At 31.8% G+C, this 19,402-nt stretch carries 19 protein-coding genes and 1 pseudogene; 12 read left to right on the top strand and 8 right to left on the bottom strand.

Annotated elements, in window-relative coordinates; all coding sequences use genetic code 11:
* Nucleotides 1-98: 98 nt before the first annotated feature.
* The 3 genes from K5S59_RS12245 (at nucleotide 99) to K5S59_RS12235 (ending at nucleotide 2,732) form a co-directional block, all read left to right on the top strand.
* Nucleotides 99-1,142 (top strand): aspartate-semialdehyde dehydrogenase, encoded by a 1,044-nt coding sequence (locus K5S59_RS12245; RefSeq protein WP_000570355.1) that lies wholly within the window; start codon nucleotides 99-101, stop codon nucleotides 1,140-1,142.
* Between the two features lie 153 nt (nucleotides 1,143-1,295).
* Nucleotides 1,296-2,420: a C45 family autoproteolytic acyltransferase/hydrolase gene (locus K5S59_RS12240; protein ID WP_000273362.1), complete on the top strand. Its 1,125-nt coding sequence runs from the start codon at nucleotides 1,296-1,298 to the stop codon at nucleotides 2,418-2,420.
* Nucleotides 2,421-2,468: 48 nt separating this feature from the next.
* Nucleotides 2,469-2,732, top strand: coding sequence for a hypothetical protein (locus K5S59_RS12235; RefSeq protein WP_000912562.1), 264 nt, complete (start codon nucleotides 2,469-2,471; stop codon nucleotides 2,730-2,732).
* 97 nt (nucleotides 2,733-2,829) lie between these two features.
* Here K5S59_RS12235 and K5S59_RS12230 read toward each other — a convergent pair whose 3' ends face one another.
* Nucleotides 2,830-3,732 carry a LysR family transcriptional regulator gene (locus tag K5S59_RS12230; RefSeq protein WP_000612257.1) on the bottom strand — a complete coding sequence of 301 codons (903 nt, stop codon included), beginning with the start codon at nucleotides 3,730-3,732 and terminating at the stop codon, nucleotides 2,830-2,832.
* A 157-nt stretch (nucleotides 3,733-3,889) separates the two neighbouring features.
* Between K5S59_RS12230 and K5S59_RS12225 the strand changes: the two genes are divergently transcribed.
* The 4 genes from K5S59_RS12225 to K5S59_RS12210 all read left to right on the top strand — a co-directional run bounded on the left by K5S59_RS12225 (nucleotide 3,890) and on the right by K5S59_RS12210 (nucleotide 9,612).
* The gene (locus K5S59_RS12225) at nucleotides 3,890-4,576 is read left to right on the top strand and encodes an MOSC domain-containing protein (RefSeq protein ID WP_000787562.1); all 687 of its coding nucleotides are present in this window, start codon (nucleotides 3,890-3,892) and stop codon (nucleotides 4,574-4,576) included.
* Nucleotides 4,577-4,837: 261 nt separating this feature from the next.
* Nucleotides 4,838-5,722, top strand: coding sequence for a GNAT family N-acetyltransferase (locus tag K5S59_RS12220; RefSeq protein WP_000528685.1), 885 nt, complete (start codon nucleotides 4,838-4,840; stop codon nucleotides 5,720-5,722).
* A 346-nt stretch (nucleotides 5,723-6,068) separates the two neighbouring features.
* Nucleotides 6,069-7,823 (top strand): ABC transporter ATP-binding protein, encoded by a 1,755-nt coding sequence (locus tag K5S59_RS12215; protein WP_000834762.1) that lies wholly within the window; start codon nucleotides 6,069-6,071, stop codon nucleotides 7,821-7,823.
* Nucleotides 7,816-9,612, top strand: a complete 1,797-nt coding sequence (locus K5S59_RS12210) for an ABC transporter ATP-binding protein (protein WP_001243537.1) — start codon at nucleotides 7,816-7,818, stop codon at nucleotides 9,610-9,612. The genes K5S59_RS12215 and K5S59_RS12210 overlap by 8 nt, the downstream gene beginning before the upstream one ends.
* A gap of 707 nt (nucleotides 9,613-10,319) precedes the next feature.
* Here K5S59_RS12210 and K5S59_RS12205 read toward each other — a convergent pair.
* Entirely contained in the window at nucleotides 10,320-11,105 is a 786-nt protein-coding gene (locus tag K5S59_RS12205; RefSeq protein ID WP_000010530.1) for a sulfotransferase family 2 domain-containing protein, read from the bottom strand.
* Between the two features lie 1,005 nt (nucleotides 11,106-12,110).
* A complete protein-coding gene (locus K5S59_RS12200; protein WP_000482634.1) occupies nucleotides 12,111-12,710 on the bottom strand; it encodes a hypothetical protein in 600 nt (199 codons plus the stop codon).
* Nucleotides 12,711-13,042: 332 nt separating this feature from the next.
* Here K5S59_RS12200 and K5S59_RS12195 point away from each other — a divergent pair, with 332 nt between their 5' ends.
* From K5S59_RS12195 to K5S59_RS12185, 3 genes and pseudogenes are all read left to right on the top strand, one after another.
* The gene (locus K5S59_RS12195) at nucleotides 13,043-13,195 is read left to right on the top strand and encodes a hypothetical protein (protein ID WP_000398982.1); all 153 of its coding nucleotides are present in this window, start codon (nucleotides 13,043-13,045) and stop codon (nucleotides 13,193-13,195) included.
* Nucleotides 13,196-13,317: 122 nt separating this feature from the next.
* Nucleotides 13,318-13,467: a hypothetical protein gene (locus tag K5S59_RS12190; protein WP_002071722.1), complete on the top strand. Its 150-nt coding sequence runs from the start codon at nucleotides 13,318-13,320 to the stop codon at nucleotides 13,465-13,467.
* Between the two features lie 250 nt (nucleotides 13,468-13,717).
* Nucleotides 13,718-14,031: pseudogene (locus K5S59_RS12185) on the top strand (hypothetical protein).
* A 294-nt stretch (nucleotides 14,032-14,325) separates the two neighbouring features.
* On the opposite strand, the gene K5S59_RS12180 reads toward K5S59_RS12185, so the two are convergent.
* Nucleotides 14,326-14,586 (bottom strand): hypothetical protein, encoded by a 261-nt coding sequence (locus tag K5S59_RS12180; protein ID WP_000774120.1) that lies wholly within the window; start codon nucleotides 14,584-14,586, stop codon nucleotides 14,326-14,328.
* A gap of 283 nt (nucleotides 14,587-14,869) precedes the next feature.
* Here K5S59_RS12180 and K5S59_RS12175 point away from each other — a divergent pair, with 283 nt between their 5' ends.
* Nucleotides 14,870-15,607: an N-acetylmuramoyl-L-alanine amidase gene (locus K5S59_RS12175; RefSeq protein ID WP_097845092.1), complete on the top strand. Its 738-nt coding sequence runs from the start codon at nucleotides 14,870-14,872 to the stop codon at nucleotides 15,605-15,607.
* Between the two features lie 232 nt (nucleotides 15,608-15,839).
* On the opposite strand, the gene K5S59_RS12170 is transcribed toward K5S59_RS12175, so the two are convergent.
* On the bottom strand, nucleotides 15,840-16,424 hold the full coding sequence (locus K5S59_RS12170; RefSeq protein ID WP_001121296.1) for a LysE family transporter: 585 nt from the start codon (nucleotides 16,422-16,424) through the stop codon (nucleotides 15,840-15,842).
* Nucleotides 16,425-16,483: 59 nt separating this feature from the next.
* Between K5S59_RS12170 and K5S59_RS12165 the strand changes: the two genes are divergently transcribed.
* Nucleotides 16,484-17,098, top strand: a complete 615-nt coding sequence (locus K5S59_RS12165) for a helix-turn-helix domain-containing protein (RefSeq protein WP_002071727.1) — start codon at nucleotides 16,484-16,486, stop codon at nucleotides 17,096-17,098.
* 51 nt (nucleotides 17,099-17,149) lie between these two features.
* On the opposite strand, the gene K5S59_RS12160 is transcribed toward K5S59_RS12165, so the two are convergent.
* From K5S59_RS12160 to K5S59_RS12150, 3 genes are all read right to left on the bottom strand, one after another.
* Nucleotides 17,150-17,527, bottom strand: a complete 378-nt coding sequence (locus K5S59_RS12160; RefSeq protein ID WP_000749405.1) for a YxeA family protein — start codon at nucleotides 17,525-17,527, stop codon at nucleotides 17,150-17,152.
* A 1,177-nt stretch (nucleotides 17,528-18,704) separates the two neighbouring features.
* The gene (locus K5S59_RS12155) at nucleotides 18,705-19,010 is read right to left on the bottom strand and encodes a hypothetical protein (protein WP_000110267.1); all 306 of its coding nucleotides are present in this window, start codon (nucleotides 19,008-19,010) and stop codon (nucleotides 18,705-18,707) included.
* An 80-nt stretch (nucleotides 19,011-19,090) separates the two neighbouring features.
* A complete protein-coding gene (locus K5S59_RS12150; protein WP_000807684.1) occupies nucleotides 19,091-19,312 on the bottom strand; it encodes a hypothetical protein in 222 nt (73 codons plus the stop codon).
* Nucleotides 19,313-19,402: the final 90 nt, after the last annotated feature.

The raw sequence follows: 19,402 nt of genomic DNA, 5'->3' as shown, positions 1-19,402 counted from the left end.
GAATGATTATATCACGTATTTCAATTTTCCAAATGGTTAAATTCTTTATAAAATAAAATTGTAAAAATATTCATTTAAGTGATATTGGAGGAGAAAAGATGATTGAAAAGGGCTATCATGTAGCTGTTGTGGGTGCTACAGGTGCAGTTGGACAGAAAATTATTGAACTGTTAGAGAAAGAAACTAATTTTAATATAGTTGAAGTTACATTGCTTTCGTCAAAACGATCCGCTGGTAAGGTAGTGCAGTTTCAAGGACGAGAGATAATGATACAAGAGGCAAAAACAACTAGTTTTGAAGGTGTAGATATTGCCTTTTTTAGCGCTGGAGGAGAAGTTTCAAAACGATTTGTTAATCATGCAGTGTCTAGTGGTGCAATCGTAATTGACAACACGAGTGAATACCGAATGGCTCACGATGTACCGCTCGTTGTTCCAGAAGTAAATGCGCACACTTTAAAGGAGCATAACGGTATCATTGCAGTTCCGAATTGTTCAGCATTACAGATGGTAACAGCTCTTCAGCCAATACGAAAATCATTTGGTTTAGAACGAATTATCGTTTCAACGTATCAAGCTGTATCAGGATCAGGAATTCATGCGATTCAAGAATTAAAAGAACAGGCTAAGTCAATGCTTGCAGGTGAAGAGGTTAAGGGTACTATATTACCTGTGAAGAAAGATAAAAAGCATTATCCAATTGCGTTTAATGTACTGCCACAAGTAGATATATTCACAGATAATGATTTCACATTTGAAGAAGTAAAAATGATTCAAGAAACGAAGAAAATTTTGGAAGATCCCAATTTAAAAATGGCAGCTACTTGTGTGCGTGTTCCAGTTGTTTCAGGGCATTCAGAATCGGTTTATATTGAACTTGAAAAAGAAGCAACTGTTGCAGAAATAAGAGCAGTACTGCTGGATGCATCAGGTGTTATATTACAAGATAATCCTAGTGAACAGTTGTATCCAATGCCATTATATGCAGAAGGTAAAATAGATACATTTGTCGGGAGAATTAGAAAAGACCCTGATACACCAAAAGGTTTCCATCTTTGGATCGTTTCCGATAATTTATTAAAAGGGGCCGCTTGGAACTCAGTTCAAATTGCAGAAACGTTGGTGGAAGAGGGAATCATTTAGTATTAAGAAAACTAGGAAACTGTTAATGATTACAGTTTCCTAGTTTTTATTTTATCCCAGCCACATTTGATTTGAATGACAGTAAAAAACATCAAGAATGATTAAATTTCATTTGGTATGATATGGATATATTCAATGTGAGGGGGAAATGTGATGTATGAAGTAAAGGGGTATTTTTCATCATTAAAAGGAAGTCATTATGATATCGGAAAGCAACAAGGAGAGTTTGTGAAAAATCATTCGTATCTCATCCCACAATTTATACAATTAAATCATTTAGTATCAGAAAACTTTTGGGCAGAATCTAGAAATATATTAAATCAATATTGTCCTGGAGTTAATGAAGAAATTGAAGGTTTTTGTGAAGTGTTGAAAATTCCTTCTAAACATATGATGTATTATTATCAAAATTTATTAAAGGCTGGATGTAGTCATTGTGTCCTATTACCTAAAAAGACAGATTCAAAACACACATATGTATTAAGAAATTATGATTTGTCGCCCAAAATAGATGATATGCGTTTTTGCTCAACGCATGTTGAAGGTGCATATGCTCATAGTGGCTTTTCTACTTTTTATTTTGGCCGAACAGAGGGTGTTAATGAGCATGGGTTATCCGTTACATTTTCAGCATGTGGTCAACCGGTAGGAAATATTGCAGGTTTAAGAAAGCCAGTGTTAAGTGGTTTACAATGTTTTACGGTAATTCGAGTAATATTAGAGAAATGTAAAAATGTGCAGGAGGCGAAATCACTTATAGTTGAAATGCCAATTGCAAGTAATATTAATCTAATTGTAGCGGATCCTTTAGACGCAGCAAGAATTGAAATATTTGACGGGTATAAATCCATAACCACAATCAATGAGGAAAACCAAGATTTTATCGTATCAACAAACCATGCGATTAGTTTACCTATTCAAAAATTAAATAGTAGGAGATTAGAACAATCTACAAACAGATATCACACATTGTATGATCATTTAAATCGAAATGAACAAGTGAGTATGGAATCTTTAAAAGGATTAGTAGAAAAAGAATATCCTACTGGGCTGACAGTACATAATTATGAAGAGTGGTTTGGAACTTTGCATTCTGTCTTATTTGATTTACATAATCATACAATGAATATTTGTTTTGGATCTCCACTTTTCAACGACTGGTACTCATTGAAAGTTGGAGAAAGTTTATCTTTTTCTGAGGTGAATGTGAAATTTAAAAATAAAACGTATGCTGACTTTTGGAGAGAAGAGCATAATGAATTGATTCCAAAAGAATAAATGAGATAAAATGGTAATAGTAAGGTGTATATACGGGAGGGAATGCCATTGTTAAAAATTATATTACCGATTGTTCTTATCTTATTTGTTGCCGTTTCAATGTATATTACTTATGAAAAAAGAAAAAAAGCAGGGATAAAAGGATTGAAGAGTGCGTTAACTTCAATTTGTTTCTTTACACTAGCAATCTTGAATTTGTTTGCATATTGGTTTAACTTTGGAGGGATTTTTATTTGGTTCATTTCAATCGTATTATTGCTAGTTGGAGCATATTTCACGAAATATATTCCAATATCTAAAAAGGTACATTGAAATCTATATGAATCTTAATATGATGTTTTATTTTGAAAAGAGATTATTCTACTAGGTCGTTGTGAAGCGATTTTATAGGATAATCTCTTTTGTTCGTTTAGCTTTGTAAAGAACGTACTGTTCTTTTTAGTTGTTCAATAAATTCTCGGGTTGCAGCACACATATATTTATTTTTTCTATAAATAAGCCCAATTTCTATTGTTGGAGTAGGATTTTCTATTTTAATAGCTTGAATGTTTTTATTTTGTAAAAAGTCTATATACGGTTTTGGTAACACTGTAATTCCCATTCCTTTTGAAACCATTTGGATTAAAGATTCCATCGTACTAATTTCTAAAATTGGTTTTGGTATAAAATTGAATTTGTGACAATGAGATGTAATTAGTTCGGTTAAAAAGAAATTTTTAGGTAATAGAATTAAAGGGTAGTTCTGTAATTCAGCAATAGATACATGATTACGTTCAGCTAATTGATGACCGGTTGGTACGACTAATGTAAGTTCGCTTTTATATAGAGGGATAGAAATAATCTCTTTATCTTGCATCGGGAGAAATGTAATGCCAATATCAAGTTCATTTTGTAATAATTTTTCGCGAATATCTCCTGTACGAAGCCCTAATACAGAGAGTTCTATATTGGGATATAATTGATTGAAATTTAAAATAGCGGGTGGTAGTAAATAATTTACGACGGTTAACAATGATCCTATTGTTAAGGAACCTTGCTGTAACCCGTTTAAATCTTGAATAGCAGAACGAGCTTGTTCGACTTCATGAAAAATGGTTTTACTATGTAATAATAAAATCCTTCCGGCGTTAGTTAAAGATATTTTTTTACCAATGCGATCGAAAAGTGGCATTCCAACTTCATGTTCTAATGCACGTATTTGCTGACTTAGAGAAGGCTGTGAAATATTTAATTTCTCAGCTGCTTTTGTGAAATGTAATTCTTTTGTAACAGCTAAAAAATATTCAAGTTGTCGTAATTCGATGGGGATCACCTCAAGTTTAATGATAGGTTATACCTATCATTATTATATAAATAATTGGATTGAACAATGATTTTTCGGGTTTTATAATCAACTATATATAACAGAGATAGTTGTGAAAATAAATCGAGAGAGAAATTCATGTGACACCTTTAAAGGAGGAAATAGAATGAAAAATGAATATCAATTATTATCTTTAAATATAGGGTTACCAAAAGAGGTTACATACGGCGGAAAGGTAATTCATACAGGCATAAATAAAAAACAAGTAAAGGAAGCGGTGTTTTTATCCTTTGTAAAATTTAATGGGGATGGCCAGGCGGATTTAGTGCATCATGGCGGAGTAGATAAAGCGGTGTGCGTATATTCGGGAGAACATTATGGATATTGGGAAAAAGAGTTGAATCAAGATCTTGTATATGGAGCATTCGGAGAAAATATAACAATTAGTGATATGCGTGAAGAGGATGTTTGTATTGGTGATACATTTCAAATTGGAGAAGCAATTGTACAAGTAACGCAGCCAAGGCAACCATGTTTTAAATTAGCTAAGAAATACAATATTCCAAAGTTACCATTATATTTTCAAGAAACAGGATATACAGGGTTTTATTTTCGGGTATTAGAAGAAGGATGGGTATCACCTGTTGATACATTAAAGTTAATAAAGTCTGATCCGAAAGGTGTTACAGTAGCATTTGCTAATCGTATCATGCATAAGGAAAAACAAAATATAGAAGGATTAAAAAGGGTTTTAGATGTTCATGCACTTTCTACAAGTTGGAGACTAACGTTTGAAAAGCGAATGAGGGGAGAAGAAATTAACACGCAGGAGAGACTAGAAGGAAAAAAATAATAAAAAAATATTTTTTATAAATGGTGCATTTCTATTAGTAAAAACGACTTAGAAAGCACTATTTTTATATAATAAACTTATTAATATTCAAAAATCTTAATATTGTTTTATTCGACTTATTTTCAAATAGTCGAAACATAAAATTAATTAGACTATTTTTTTATGTTTTATGTTAGTATATTGATTGGTAAGACCTATTACATTAAGAGCAGGTTATATAACTAAATCTAATTTGATGGAATTAACGTATGGAGGGACTACATGGGGAATGTTGAAAATTTTGAAAAACTTCTTTTAGAAGAACCGAAAAGAGAGCAGTTATTTCCTTTATTTGAAGAAGTGTTTGGGATTTCAATTCAAACATTGAATGATTTTTCAGAGAGAGGTTATTGGGATAATACATACAAAGCTTTATCATTTTTACATGACGACAAAGCGGTTGCAAATGTTGCGGCATTTTCGCTACCATTGCTAGTAAATGGTGAAAGAATAAATGCAGCGGGAATTCAATCGGTAATGACTCACCCTAATTTTCGTAGACAAGGATTCATGACACAATTAATGAATAAAATGATAGAAGAAATCGATAAGAAATGTGAATGTACATTATTGTTTACAGAAAAACCTGAACTATATGAATCATTTGGATTTAAAGTCGTGCAGGAATATTTGATGACTATTCTATATGATAAAAAGAATAATAATGATTCCTTACTTAGAAAGTTAGATTATTATATGGAAGAGGATAGAAAGTTAATACATGAAACTATTGATAGTAGCCAAAGACTTTCAAATAATTTTTCAACATTAAACTTCCATCCTTCGTTTTATTTGAATATGTATGATTCGGAATGGAATGAGAAATTGTATTATTCAGAGAAACTAGATGCTCTAATTGTGTATGAAGTAGATAATAAAAAGTTGAAATTATATGGAGTGTTTGCACCAGTAATTCCAGTTTTAGATGAAATATGCGGGGAAATCGCTGAAAGATTTACAGAAATCGAATTTTACTTCTCACCAGATCAATTAGGGATTGAGGATGTACAATTTACAGAATTACAGTCAAGTAAGTGTTTAATGGTTCGAAGTAATAAAGAGTTAGAATTTAAAGGATTAAAATTCCCAGTGTTAACGGAGTTTTAAATGTTTATATAGATATTTTTGAGGGGGAGTATATAAGTATAAATACTATTTAAATAGGTTTATATATTTGAAGTTTACCTGAAAATATGAATTTGAGAATAAATTTTGTAGTTTAACTCATATAGATAAAAACCGTATTCTTTCAATTTAAGAATACGGTTTTTCTAATTGTGTAATATAAAGCACATTTATTGACCGAAAAGTCATTAATGCGTATCATTTAATAATGTTAAATATTAATTTACATAATATAATAGGAATAAGAAAGAAATTACAAACTATATCACTTAAATAAGGAGGGATATGAATTATTCAGTGGTAATTTCATGGGAAAAGGAGATTATGTATGAAATCATTTCGTAAGTTATTACAGTATTTAAAACCATACATGTTCTTCGCTATAATTGGACCGCTATTTATGGTACTTGAGGTTGCGATGGACTTAATTCAACCGACTATTATGCAACATATTATTGATGTTGGGATAGCAAATCGGGATTTGAATTATGTAATAAAGATGGGGCTTCTTATGATAGGAGCAGCAGCACTCGGTTTAGTTGGAGGACTTGGGTGTATGATGTATTCTACAAAAGCAGCTGTTAATTTCGCTACTGACATACGAAAAGATGTGTTTGCGAAAATAGAAACATTTTCTAGCGAAAATCGTGATTCGTTCGGAACTGGAAAGTTATTAACGATTGTGACAAATGATATTACTTCTATTCAAGCGGCGATGACGATGACATTACGTGTTCTTGTTCGTGGTCCTTTGTTATTTATCGGAAGTATAATAATTGTTTTTGTAACAGCACGCGAGTTATTTCCTATATTACTTGTAGTTGTTCCAATTTTATTACTTGCGATTATATTCATTGCAAGTAAAGCGAGCGGGACGTTCAAAAAAGTGCAAGAAGCATTAGATAAAGTGAATACAAAGCTACAAGAAAATTTATCTGGAGTACGTGTTATTAAAGCGTATGTAAGACAAAAATATGAAATTACTCAGTTTGGAAATGTTAATACAAATTTAACGAAGATAAATATTCGAGCGGTGCAGCTAATTTCCATAATGATGCCAATCATTATGTTAGTTGTAAGCGGCGGGATTGTCGCAACACTATGGATTGGTGGAGAAAAAGTATTTGATGGAACTCTTCAAGTAGGAGCTATATTAGCGTTTATAAACTATTTGAATATTATTTTAATGTCACTTATGTCTATAAGTATGGTATTTATGCAAATCGCGCGAGCATTTCCATCTGCGGATCGTGTACAGCAAGTTTTAAATACTGAGGTTGAAATTACGACCGAAACAAATGCGGTTGTACCTAAGCAAATCGAGGGGCAAATTGACTTTAAAAACGTTAGTTATAGTTACACGAAAAATAATGAATATGTTTTAAAAGATATTTCATTTAACATATGTAAAGGTGAAAAAGTAGGAATTATTGGTTCTACAGGAAGTGGTAAAACTACTTTAGCAAAACTATTACCGCGTTTATACGATGTTGATCAAGGTGAAATATGCATTGATGGAATCAATGTTAGAGCATACGATTTACAAAAACTTCGTGCTTCAATTGGGTTTGTACCTCAAAAGGCATTGTTGTTTTCGGGTAGCATAGAAGAGAACTTACGTTATGGTAAAGAAGATGCAACGAATGACGAACTGGAAGTAGCGGCTTCATCAGCTTGTGCGACTGAGTTTATAAGCAAGTTGGAAGATTCATATCAATATCATTTAACACAAGGTGCGACGAATTTATCAGGTGGACAAAAACAACGTGTTTCAATTGCAAGGGCGCTTGTGAGAAAGCCATCCATTCTTATATTAGATGATTCTACATCAGCAGTTGATGCGAAATCAGAATCTAACATTCAATCGGCATTAAGAACAGAATATAAAGGAACAACAACATTATTAATCGCCTCTAAAATCTCATCTATAATAGATGCTGATAAAATTCTCGTTTTAGATAACGGTGAATTAGTTGGTGATGGTACACATAAAGAACTGTTAGAACAATGTGAGGTATATCAAGAAATTTATCTTTCCCAAGGTGGTAATTTAAATAAAGAAGGTGGGAAAGAACATGCGTAATTTTCAAGGACAATTTGCTAATAAAGGTGGGCGTAACGCGTCTAAGGTGGGTAAAGCTAAAAATACGAAAGGAACTGTAATGAGAGTATGGAACTATATGGGGTACCAAAAGGCTGCTCTTACGTTCGTTATGTTTTTAGTATTTGTTACGACGTTACTTGGGCTGTTAGGTCCGTATTTAATGGGAGTAATTATAGATCAATATATTGTACCGAAAGATTTAAGCGGTACGGCAAGAATGTGTTTGTTACTTATCGCGATTTACGGTGTAACAGTATTGTTAACTTGGTTACAAACATTTGTCATGGTTAATGTTGCATTAAAAACGATACAAAAAATACGACAAGATATTTTTGAGAAAATCCAAACGCTTTCTTTACGGTTCTTTGATGTACGTTCGCAAGGGGATTTAATGAGTCGTGTGACAAATGATATAGATAATTTGAATCAAGCGTTGACACAAAGTGTTGTACAAATTATTTCATCAGCATTAACCTTTATAGGTGTAACGATTGCGATGTTCGCATTAGATTGGATATTAGCGATTGTTACTTTAGTTACAGTACCTATTATGTTTTTCGTTACAAAAAAACTAGTTGCTTATAGTGGTAAAAACTTTGCAAAGCGCCAAAAAGATTTAGGAGAATTAAATGGTTTTATTGAGGAAGCTATAACCGGAGCGGATGTTACAACGTTATACGGGAAAGAAAAGGAAACCGTACAAAATTTCGATAAAATTAATGAACAGCTAAGAATTTCAGCTACGAAGGCGGATACATTTTCAGCTTTTATTTTTCCGAGTATGAACTTTATTAATAACTTAGGTATGGGACTTGTAATTGGGACTGGATCAATTATGGTTTTAAATGGAATGACAACAGTAGGTGTCATTGCGGCTTTTATTAATTATTCCCGTCAATTCTCAAGACCACTCAGTCAATTCGCAACTTTAATGAACACGATTCAAGCGGCAGTTGCTGGTGGAGAGCGTGTCTTTGAAATTATGGATGAAGTACCGGAAATTCAAAATAAAAAAGATGCGTTCGTTGTACAAAATTTACAAGGGCATGTTGCACTTGAGAATGTTTCATTTGGTTATGAGGGAAATAAAACGATTTTAAAAGAAGTGAGTCTTAAGGCGCAGCCAGGGGAGACAATTGCTTTAGTTGGTCCCACTGGATCGGGCAAAACAACAATTATTAATTTGTTAACTCGTTTTTACGATATACAGCAAGGGAAAATTCATATCGATGGAAAAAGTATAAAAGATTATGAAATGAATTCGTTGCGAAGTAAAATAGGAGTAGTTTTACAAGATACGTATTTATTTGCTGGGACGATTATGGAAAATATCCGTTATGGTCGACTAGATGCAAGTGATGAAGAGGTAATCAGTGCAGCTAAGGCAGCATCTGCACATTCTTTTATAAGGCATTTACCGAATCAATATGAAACAAAAATTGCTTCAGAAGGATCGAATTTAAGTCAAGGGCAAAAACAACTTCTTGCGATTGCACGAGCAATTTTAGCAGATGCAGATATACTAATTCTTGATGAAGCAACATCTAATATTGATACAAGAACAGAATTACAAATTCAAGAAGGACTAAATCATTTAATGAAAGGTCGAACAAGTTTTGTAATCGCTCATCGACTGAAAACGATTGAAAAAGCAGATCAAATCCTTGTTATAAAAGATGGAAGTATTTTTGAAAGAGGGAATCACGAATCTCTTATGGAAGATAGAGGGTTTTACTTTGATCTGTATACGAGTCAGTTCAAAATCTAATAAAAACTTTAATATGGTGCGGTTTCTCCAGGAAGGAGAAACCGCATTTTTATATTTGTAAACATTATTATCCAAATAGTTGTTCACTAAATTTTTGAACTGCGTATTCTTGCATCCAAGGTAAAACATGCGTAAGGTTATGAAAACACCTTTATGATTCAATCGTTCACTTGTAATTTTTGGATTTTAAAATTATTCCAAAAGTGTTGCGTGATTATGACGTAAACTATGAAATTGAATTTTTTAAATTCAGATTTTATTAAATAAGCCTTAAAAATATCATGAAATTCCCTGCGGCAACCTCATGTAGCTTTTTGATGCTAACAACTAAATCACAGTCCGTAATACGCTTGACCAAGTATTGCTTTATCAGTGGGTGTTATAATTTTCTGTTATTATAATGCTTCAATTGTTTTTTCAACAATTGAGACTAATCGTTTGGAAATCGAATTTTTTTTATTTAATAGTGAAATAATTGAACTTTGATTATACAACGGCAGTGGAATAAATAGAGAGAATGAAGACAACCTTAATGATTATTTCACTTTATATTTATATATAATAATATTTTTGTAAATAATACAATTTGAATTTTATCAAAAAAAGACACTGTTTCCAGTGCCTCAACTTACTACGAGAGTTTTATGAGGAAACTTAAATAGGTGAATTTAAGTTTCTCTATAATATATGAAACTACAATTAGAAAATCACTTGTTTTTTAAAGGAGTTAATGGGTAATTGTACGTGCTAAAATCTTTATTAAAAATATCTTGTGCTAATTGGATAGTTTCATGATCATAAAAACTATCGTATGTTGGGAGGCGTGGGAATAAAGGATCGGTAATATCAGCATCTGCAAAATCACCTCTAAAAATCGCCCTGTCCTTTTGATGATGCCATGATTTGGTTAGTATGTGTAAAGGAGAAGTTTTTAATTGATATGTTTGTTCTAAGTGCGCAATTTCAGTAGAGAAATTTTCAAGGTAGATATACTTTGTAACAAACTCTTCCTCACCTGGTTCATATTGCTGCATTAAATGTGGATCTACTTGTTCTAAATCTATCATTTGCTCTTTTAAGTAGTAGAGAAAGATTTTAAATGAAATAGGCTTATTACAAAATTCATTACCATAATAAAAATTCCGAATAGGATTCCATGCTGGGTTTACTATGTGAGGGGGGGCAATTAGTGAGAAGAATGAACTTACAGCTCTTGTATAGGGGTTTCTCACTAATTTATAGGAATCTTTTCCGTTGGTATATAAAGCCGCAGCTAGTTCAATAAAGTAGTCCGAGGAATTTTTGTATATTTTATTTTCATAATTATGGATGAAAGAATCGTATTTTATGGCTTCTTTAAATAAATTTATTTGATAAAAAAACCAATGTGCAAGAGAGGTACAGCCACTTTTTTGACTCCAAAATAAAATCAAAGGGAAGTTAGAATTAAAGAGGGGAACGCGTCCGTATTTAATAATATTTGAAAAAGACATAGTTAGCCTCCATTCAGTTATGTCAATTATTTTTAATTTATGAATAAACAACTCGGCATATGAACAAGAAAAGAGAAATAGAATAGATAATTTAAAACAATATAACTTTGAAATGGCAGCGTTATTTTATAGAAATGTGAAAAGAGTACACAAAATATGTGTACTCATAACAATCTAAATTATTTTAAGGACCATGATATATCATCAAGGGCTTTATAAATATAACTGTACATGCGGTAAAAGAGATATTTTGGATTGTATTTTTGTTTCCAGTTTATAATAATCACCTCTCATGCAAATAGCTTAATTATATTATATAGTTATTAATTCGAATGTTAAGAAAAAATGATGTGAATTAAGGTGAATTTAAACAAAATAGTTAATTTATAAAAAGTAGTTAGCTTTCGCTAACTGCCCCACTCCCAACTGGAGTTCTAGTTATGTAATTTAGATGAAGATACTACCTAATAGGATTAAGGCTCCTAGCAAAATTAGAGAATCAACTAAAATCAAGAACTGGTTTTTCTGTGGCTTTTTCAATTCTTTTATTAAGCTGAAAACTGCACTTAATCCGAAACAAATGTATAACAAAATTATTATCGTTCCTGACATAATTAACACTCCTAATATATCGATGCTTTAATTATATAACGAAAAAAATATATATGTAAGTTTTTAATAAAATTCTCATTTAAGTAAAAGAAACCCCGATTGTCTGCGGGGTTCCTAAGGGTAATCGTCAACTAATTAACGATATCATGAATTTTTTGGTAAAAACACTGGTAAATACGTTCAAATTAATAAGATTCTCATTTGAAACAAAAACGCTATTTTAATAGTAATTGGGGGGAATAAAAAAGAAATAGAGCTCCATTTGGGACTCTATTTCTTTTTAAAATATGAAAAAACTACAGTCAGACTCAACGTGGTTATGACTAAAGCGACTATAAGTATGACTATCAATACCAATACAGGGTCTTTCATATGTTACCTCCCTTTTTAGTATTATTTAAAACCTAAAGTGTTGCAAACTCTTTTAATCTGACTATACTTTTTGTATTTCTGGCAGTAACCAGCTACTGCGAGTTTATATAGGTCAGCTACTATTAATGCAGCGATAGTAGCTCCTACAAAAGCAGCAACAGCAGAGGCAGCTGCAACTAATCCTTTAAAAGTAAATACAAGTACAATTGGTACGACATGTTGAATGCCATCTGGAGCAACTGTATCAGTTAAAGTATTAAGTGATACAGGTTCATCAGGATTGTTTGCTCCTTCGTAAATGTCCTTCATAACATTTTGTGGTTGTTGTGAAAAAAATGTTTCTAAATTATTAAGTTGTTCTGGAGTAAGTGTAGTTCCTGCTTTTTCTCTATCAAATTTGTATACATCATTTTCAGAGTAAAGGCCATTACGTATAGCTTCTAAACTATTATTAAATTGTTCTTCGGTAATATTGTTAGCGATTTGTTGGAGTTGTTCTTGTGGTGCTTCGGTTATTGTGGCCGCTTTTGTTGGAGCTTCTAAGGGTAGTATGGTAAATAAAATTACCACTAATAGAGATGCTACAAATTTGTTGAAGTTAAAACGTTTTAGATTAAACATGAATATCCCACCTTTTCCTGTATTTTCCTTACAAGTAAATGATAGTATAGAAAATACAATTTTTTCAATATATTTAGAAAAATTGTTATTTATGCCAAGTGAATACCAGTAATTTTGATGGTAATTTATTGATAGAGAGCGAGATTATGATGACATATTAAAAACAATATATAGAATTCAAACTAAATTGCCCATTTGTAGTATTGGAGGATAGCTTCAATTGTATAAAAGATCGACTTACAATAGGCGGCAGTGAAAATAATCCATGAAGTAATGTTTGTAGAACATTTTTTAACAAAATAATCCTTTGAAAAGAAAGCTAGGTTAAAAGAATGGAAGGTAACGTAAAGCTTTTAGGTGATGATGGGATGTTAGGGATGGAGTTCAAGGAAAGAACAATTCGTGTTTATAACACAGAAGACGATGTAATGGAATTACTTTCTACGAGAGTGCAGACTCAAGAAGACATCGATTTTCTTGAATAATGTAAAAAGGAAATGAAGTAAAAGTTCAGCAGAGTAGATCGAACGGAGGGGAACCGTATCGTATGAATCAATCAATTGTCATTTTTCGAAGACATCGATGAGAAGGAGAGATACGAAGACTTGTGATGAAAGAGCTGAAAAACTACAAAGCATTGTGCATCCGGATGAAGAATCAAGAAGAACAGGATCAAGCTGGATGTGTTGTTCTTTTTCCTAAAATGAAAGGTGACGATAAGAATTATGAGATACGTTTTAAACAAATTGAAATATAAAACTTAAGTTGTTTGAGCATGTATTAAATAAAAAGTGCAGGTAATTAACCAGGTTAAAATTATGCAGGAAGTAATTGTGATTAGTTGCTGAAAACCCGCGATGTATGAAATATTAATTTCCCTGCATAAATTAGTTTTCTTTTTGGATTTTATAAAATAAGGTTCTTTTGAGGTGATTTTGTGGAAGTCCATAAAAATAAAAAGAAATTCTCTTTAAACATTTCTTATAGCTAAGAATACTTATGTAAATATGGGAAACAGATTTGATTCTTGGAATGAGGGGATCGATGTGGATATAACACAAAGTATGGCAGAATAGTTGTTAATGGGATAGATCTTCCGTTTACTTCAGTTAGGACAACTGCATGGATTAATGGACCTGCGAATGATTTAATTGTTACGACTAGGAAAAGAGTAAATGAGCTTTATCGATTTATGTGGTCACGGGTGCCAGTTATGCTAAAGATGTATTTCCTTCAGGGTGCTGACATGATGAGATTTGCTAGGGTTGCAGGAGTTGATGAAAGTAAAACGGGAGAATATATATATCATTTTATTTGGTGATAAGACAAACTTTAAGTAGCCTAATAGCTGCTTTTTTATTTTACATAGAAAAAGGAAGCATAGGAGGCTCCTTAATTCGAGTCAGAAGTTGTGTAGTTTTTCGTGATAATATCTTTTATGTTGATAATTAAGGATATAAGGAACCCGCCAGTTAGGATACCGTTTAACCAGTAATATGCATTGCCTAATGTAAATTTAATATAGTGCGGTTTCTCTAGAACGGAGAAACCGCATTTTTATGTTTGTAAAGATAATTAGAAATATAAAGTCGGATTTTTTAAGATACACGAATTGCTAGCAAAAACTAGCAACTTCAGTGCCAGATGGAAGAAGTAATTTACGTGGTATTGTAATAATCTCAAGAGCCATCTGAGCTGAATAGAGAAGTATCGGAGTTAATTCTAAAGCGTGAGTTAATAATAATATAAAGCTTGTTAGGATTGCAAAGCTCCCCCAAAAGAAACTTTTTGAAATGTTACGGAAATCTTTTATTAAGGAAAAGAAAGAAACAAATGCTGTAACAAAGAGAATCAAAAATTTATATTTATCAGCCATTAAACCCCTCCTAAAGAACAGTAGCTTATATTATAACGTATTTTTATGTATTATAATAAAAAGATTTCGAAATAAATAGTTTAAATGCGTAAAAACCGCAACTAAAAAATATTAGTTGTGGTTTTTATTTATGAGTCCTTTGTTTTAGAGAATAGATAATCTAGAATTAAAAATTAAAAAATAGATTAGTGCCCTTATTATTGTTTGCTGGAGCTTTACTGGATATTTGGCCGGACAATAAGACGAGCTTTGAATATATTAATAAAAAAGGGGATGTTGAACAATGGCTATATATAGTTTACATGGAGGTCACAATAGTATTGTACAGGGTGCAAATTATGGGAATCGGAAAGAACATATTATGGATCGCCAAGTTAAGGATGCAGTTGTTGCTAAATTAAGAGCATTAGGGCATACAGTTTATGATGATACTGATGAAGTAGGGACAACACAAGCGCAAAATTTAAATAACATTGTATCTAAAACAAACTCACATGATGTAGACTTAGTAGTTTCATTTCATTTAAACTCATATGATACGAATGCTAATGGTGTTGAAGTACTGTATTATGACCAACAAGCTTTATCAGCAAAGATAGCAGCGCAACTTTCAAAAGATATTGGCTGGTCAAATCGTGGTGCAAAGGAACGAAAAGACCTTTATGTGTTATCGAAAACGAAAGCACCTGCAATCTTAATTGAACTTGGATTCATTGATAATGAAGCAGATATGGCAAAATGGAATCCAGATAAGATTGCTAATTCAATAGTGTATGCATTAACTGGGCAATCTGGTGGGACAACTCCGCCATCTAAACAAAATATTATCCAATCCGGCGCTTTCTCACCATATGAAGTTCCTGAAGCTATGCAAGCTTTAAATTCAGTTAAAATGACAGCTAAATTTATTTTACAGCCTGATGGATTAACATATTTTATTTCTGATCCAACATCAGATGATCAATTAAATGGTATGAAAGGCTGGCTTGATCGCAAAGGTTGGTGGTATGAAGTAAAGTAAAGGTTCTAGTTTAGCGGAACAGAATGTTTAAAAATGATAGGACATAAAAAGAGGATTACTTATTATGAGTAATCCTCTTTTTATAATTTTATATCGTATAAATATGATTAGATATAGGAGACTTACGCCTTGAAAATTGATAAGTAATGCATGTAAGTGGGATATTAATTGGGCATCTTAGCAAAATTTTTAAAACATACTTTTAAAAAGAAAAGAAATTTAGAATTCGAATTTAATTGATTACAATTGAAATAGCACTGAAAACTAATAAAACGGCCATAATGATGTTAAATGATTTCGTATGTTTTAATAAAAGTTTTTGGAACATGGAACCAAATAAGCTCCAACTAAATGTACTCATTAACCCGACTACACCTAGAAATAATGAGAAAAGTAGAAAACTTGAATATGAATTATAGTAAGGGAGAATAAAAGTAGATACTACAGTCAGCCCAAATAGTATTCCTTTAGGATTAACAAATTGAAGAAAAATCCCGACTGTAAATAAGTTTTTATTATGTTTTTCATCTGGATCTGTACTCGTTTTACTAGTGAGTATTTTAAAGGCTAAATATAGCATGTATGCTACACCTAAAATTTTTAAAGGGAATTCGATTATGGGTAGGATATTAATTAGTACAATATTAAAGAAGCTACATAATGAAGTGAGGATGAAAAAACCGAAAGCTACTCCAAAGCAAAATTGCATACTCCTTTTTAAACCATGTTGATTGGCATATGTCATAGCTAAAAAATTGTTAGGTCCGGGTGTGAAGCTACTTATAAAAACAAATAATAAAAAAGAAAATATAGGCATTTCAAAACCCCCTAATTAATTAGTGTGTGTTATAATGACCGAAAAGAACAATATAACGTGTGCTTTTTATTATACATAATGGTCGCTATATTGTATATATTTTAGGGGTGTTTCTTATGGAAGAAATTCAACTTATTTTAGCAAAAAATTTAAAAACAATACGTGAAAAAGAGAAAATGAGTTTAGAAAAGGTCTCTCAATTAACAGGTGTGAGTAAAACGATGATTGGACAAATTGAACGAGGAGAGTCAAGCCCAACATTAACAACGATATGGAAAATCGCTAATGGTTTGAAAGTGTCTTTTACTTCTTTAATCAATAATCCGCAACCGGATACAAAAATTGTGTTACGAAATGATGTTCAAGTATTATCAGAAGACAGTGGGAGATATAAAGTGTATCCTTCTTTTCCTTTTCAAGATGATAGGAACTTTGAAATCTATACGGTTGAAATTGAAACAGAAGGGAAATTAATTTCGGAAGGCCATAAAGAAGGGACCGAAGAATTTATTACGGTGTTTGAAGGGGAATTGACAATTGAAATAAATGATTGTCAATATAAATTAAATAGCGGGGATGCAATTCGCTTTAAGGCAGATAGACCACACTTCTATCATAATTCTGGAAGTACGCTAACTCGGTTAAGTATGACCATTTATTATCCAGCTACATAAACTTGCAATTATATCATGTATAAGAGATTATCTTGTATGTTGATTGGGTAACTATTTTATATGTAACTTTTCTTTAACTTTTAAAGGTAAATCGTCTTTTTGAACTTCTTCGTAGGATTTTATCTCTCTATGATTTATCTCTGTATTGTTTTTATCTTTTTGATCGACATAAAGGCGTATGAAGGCATTTTCTTTAAGTGGTTTATTATCGGGTTTTACACTTCCAAACGTAACTGTTTTTTCTACCCCATCCTGATTATAAGTAGATAAAGTATAGAATCGTTGGTTCTTTTTTATCTCACCGTTGTTTGTAATTTGTACATAGTATTGTTCGGTTCCCATTCTATTTATAGTAGGTGATCTTTCACATCCAATAGCAAAACTAGAAAACAGTGTGAGTAATACAGATATAACTAATGATTTTTTCATATAATTCTCTCCTTGTTTGTGTATATAGAAAATTATAGTAAAGAGTTTATTGTGAAAAAATTGATTTTAGTGACATTAATATTACAAAACTGTAAGGAGTAGCTCATTAATGATTTTTAATAAAATAGTTATTTAATAAAAAATCGTGTACAAAAAATGTACACGATTATATACAAATTATGTCTTGAGTGCTCTTTACATTCTATGGTTATGGTATGTAAAACGTGTTACATTGCAATACATTAAAGAGCACTTTTAGAAGTGCTCTCTGACCAAAACTAATATTGAAAAAGAATACCCAACATATTATATGTATGTTTTTTAGATATGTTTAATTTAAAAACAATAGAAACGCTGCGCTTACAGAAATAGTTTGCAACTTAAAGTTACAAAAATAGTATGAACGGGATTGAACACGTTATGTAGAAATGAAAAAAATAAAAAAGAGCACCATGCATAAGTGCTCTTTAAGATAGGAGGTAACACTTTGAGCTGGATAGTTAGGTTAAAAGTATATGATGTAGAAAAGGAATAAGACCTAAATTTTATTATTAACTCAATATAAAAGAGCAATTAGCTTTTGCTAACTGCTCGGCCCAAGGTAATAGACATAGAGTGGGTATTAGTAAAATTGGCTATTCACGATCCGGTTTACAGTGTAACCAAGATTATAAAATGTATTCCCACTTTAAAGACCTTCTTCAAACGACGCTCTTTAAAGAGGGAGTGGAGTAATGAAAAAGAATACTTTTCCTTAAATACAAAATCATATTTTGATTCTCAATAATATATGAGTATTAAGACAAAAACGTGCAATTAAAAGAGCAGCTAGCAAAAGCTAACTGCTCGGCTCTCGACCAAGAAAGCTAGAGTGGGAAGAACTTAAAGCTAACTTTATAAAGTCTTATATAGTATCGGGAAAATTTAGATTTTTATTCGTGTAAAACATAAAAAGAGCCGCTAACAAAAGTTAGCCGCTAAGCCCTCGGGTATGAAGGGAATTTAGAAACTGTATTTTTATTATTAACGGAATGTTGAATTTTATTCGGTTGAGCCTAAAAAAGAACTATATATTAGTGTCCTACAGACCTAGTCTCTTATAGTAACAGTTACTGGCGTTATGTGTAAGAACTACACGTTTATCTTGAAAATAATGATTATTTATTCACATATAAATTCACAATAAAAGCACAATCGCATCAATACGCTCACAGTTAACTACAGTGATATCTCCGCTTTCATCTATAAATGTAGCAAGGCCGGATCTATTATGGAATCCTACAAATATAGAAGCTTTTAATATTGTGCCGTTAACTAACAGCTGTTTTATTTTTTTTCCTAAGTAAAATGTTTCTAAAAGATAGCAAATATTTTTAGAACTCTCTTTTGGGGTTGGGATAAAAGAAATTCGGTTATTTGGAAGAGATGTTAGATTAGGATTGAATACTTTGGGAGTAATAGCATAGTTGATGAAAACTGACATTTTTCCGGCTCCTCTATTTTATAATTTATATTGAAATATGCTGTATGAAATAGGGCTTTTTTCAAAGCCCTATCTTTACTCTACTCAGCTTCAATTCTAAGCGCTTGAATATCACGACAGTCCAAAACAATTATAGAGCCAGGTTCTGTTGTGTTATCTACAAATGTTACACAAAAATTATCTGGATTAAAGTTAGTAAAAATAAGATCCTCTAGTGTTGTTCCTGTAAGGAAAACATCTACTTCTGTACCTAACTGTAATCTTTCTAATTGTTCACATACACATTTTGTATGCTCAGCCATATAAAAACCTCCTTTCCTCGATTTACTATTAATATATGTATAAATTAAATAGAACGATTGGAGTAATAGCTTAATAATACTAATTATTTT

The sequence above is a fragment of the Bacillus sp. BML-BC051 genome (assembly GCF_019656175.1).
In the GTDB taxonomy this organism is placed as follows: domain Bacteria; phylum Bacillota; class Bacilli; order Bacillales; family Bacillaceae_G; genus Bacillus_A; species Bacillus_A mobilis.
Note: the sequence above shows the minus strand (reverse complement) of the source record. Positions and strands in the feature narration are given on the sequence as shown.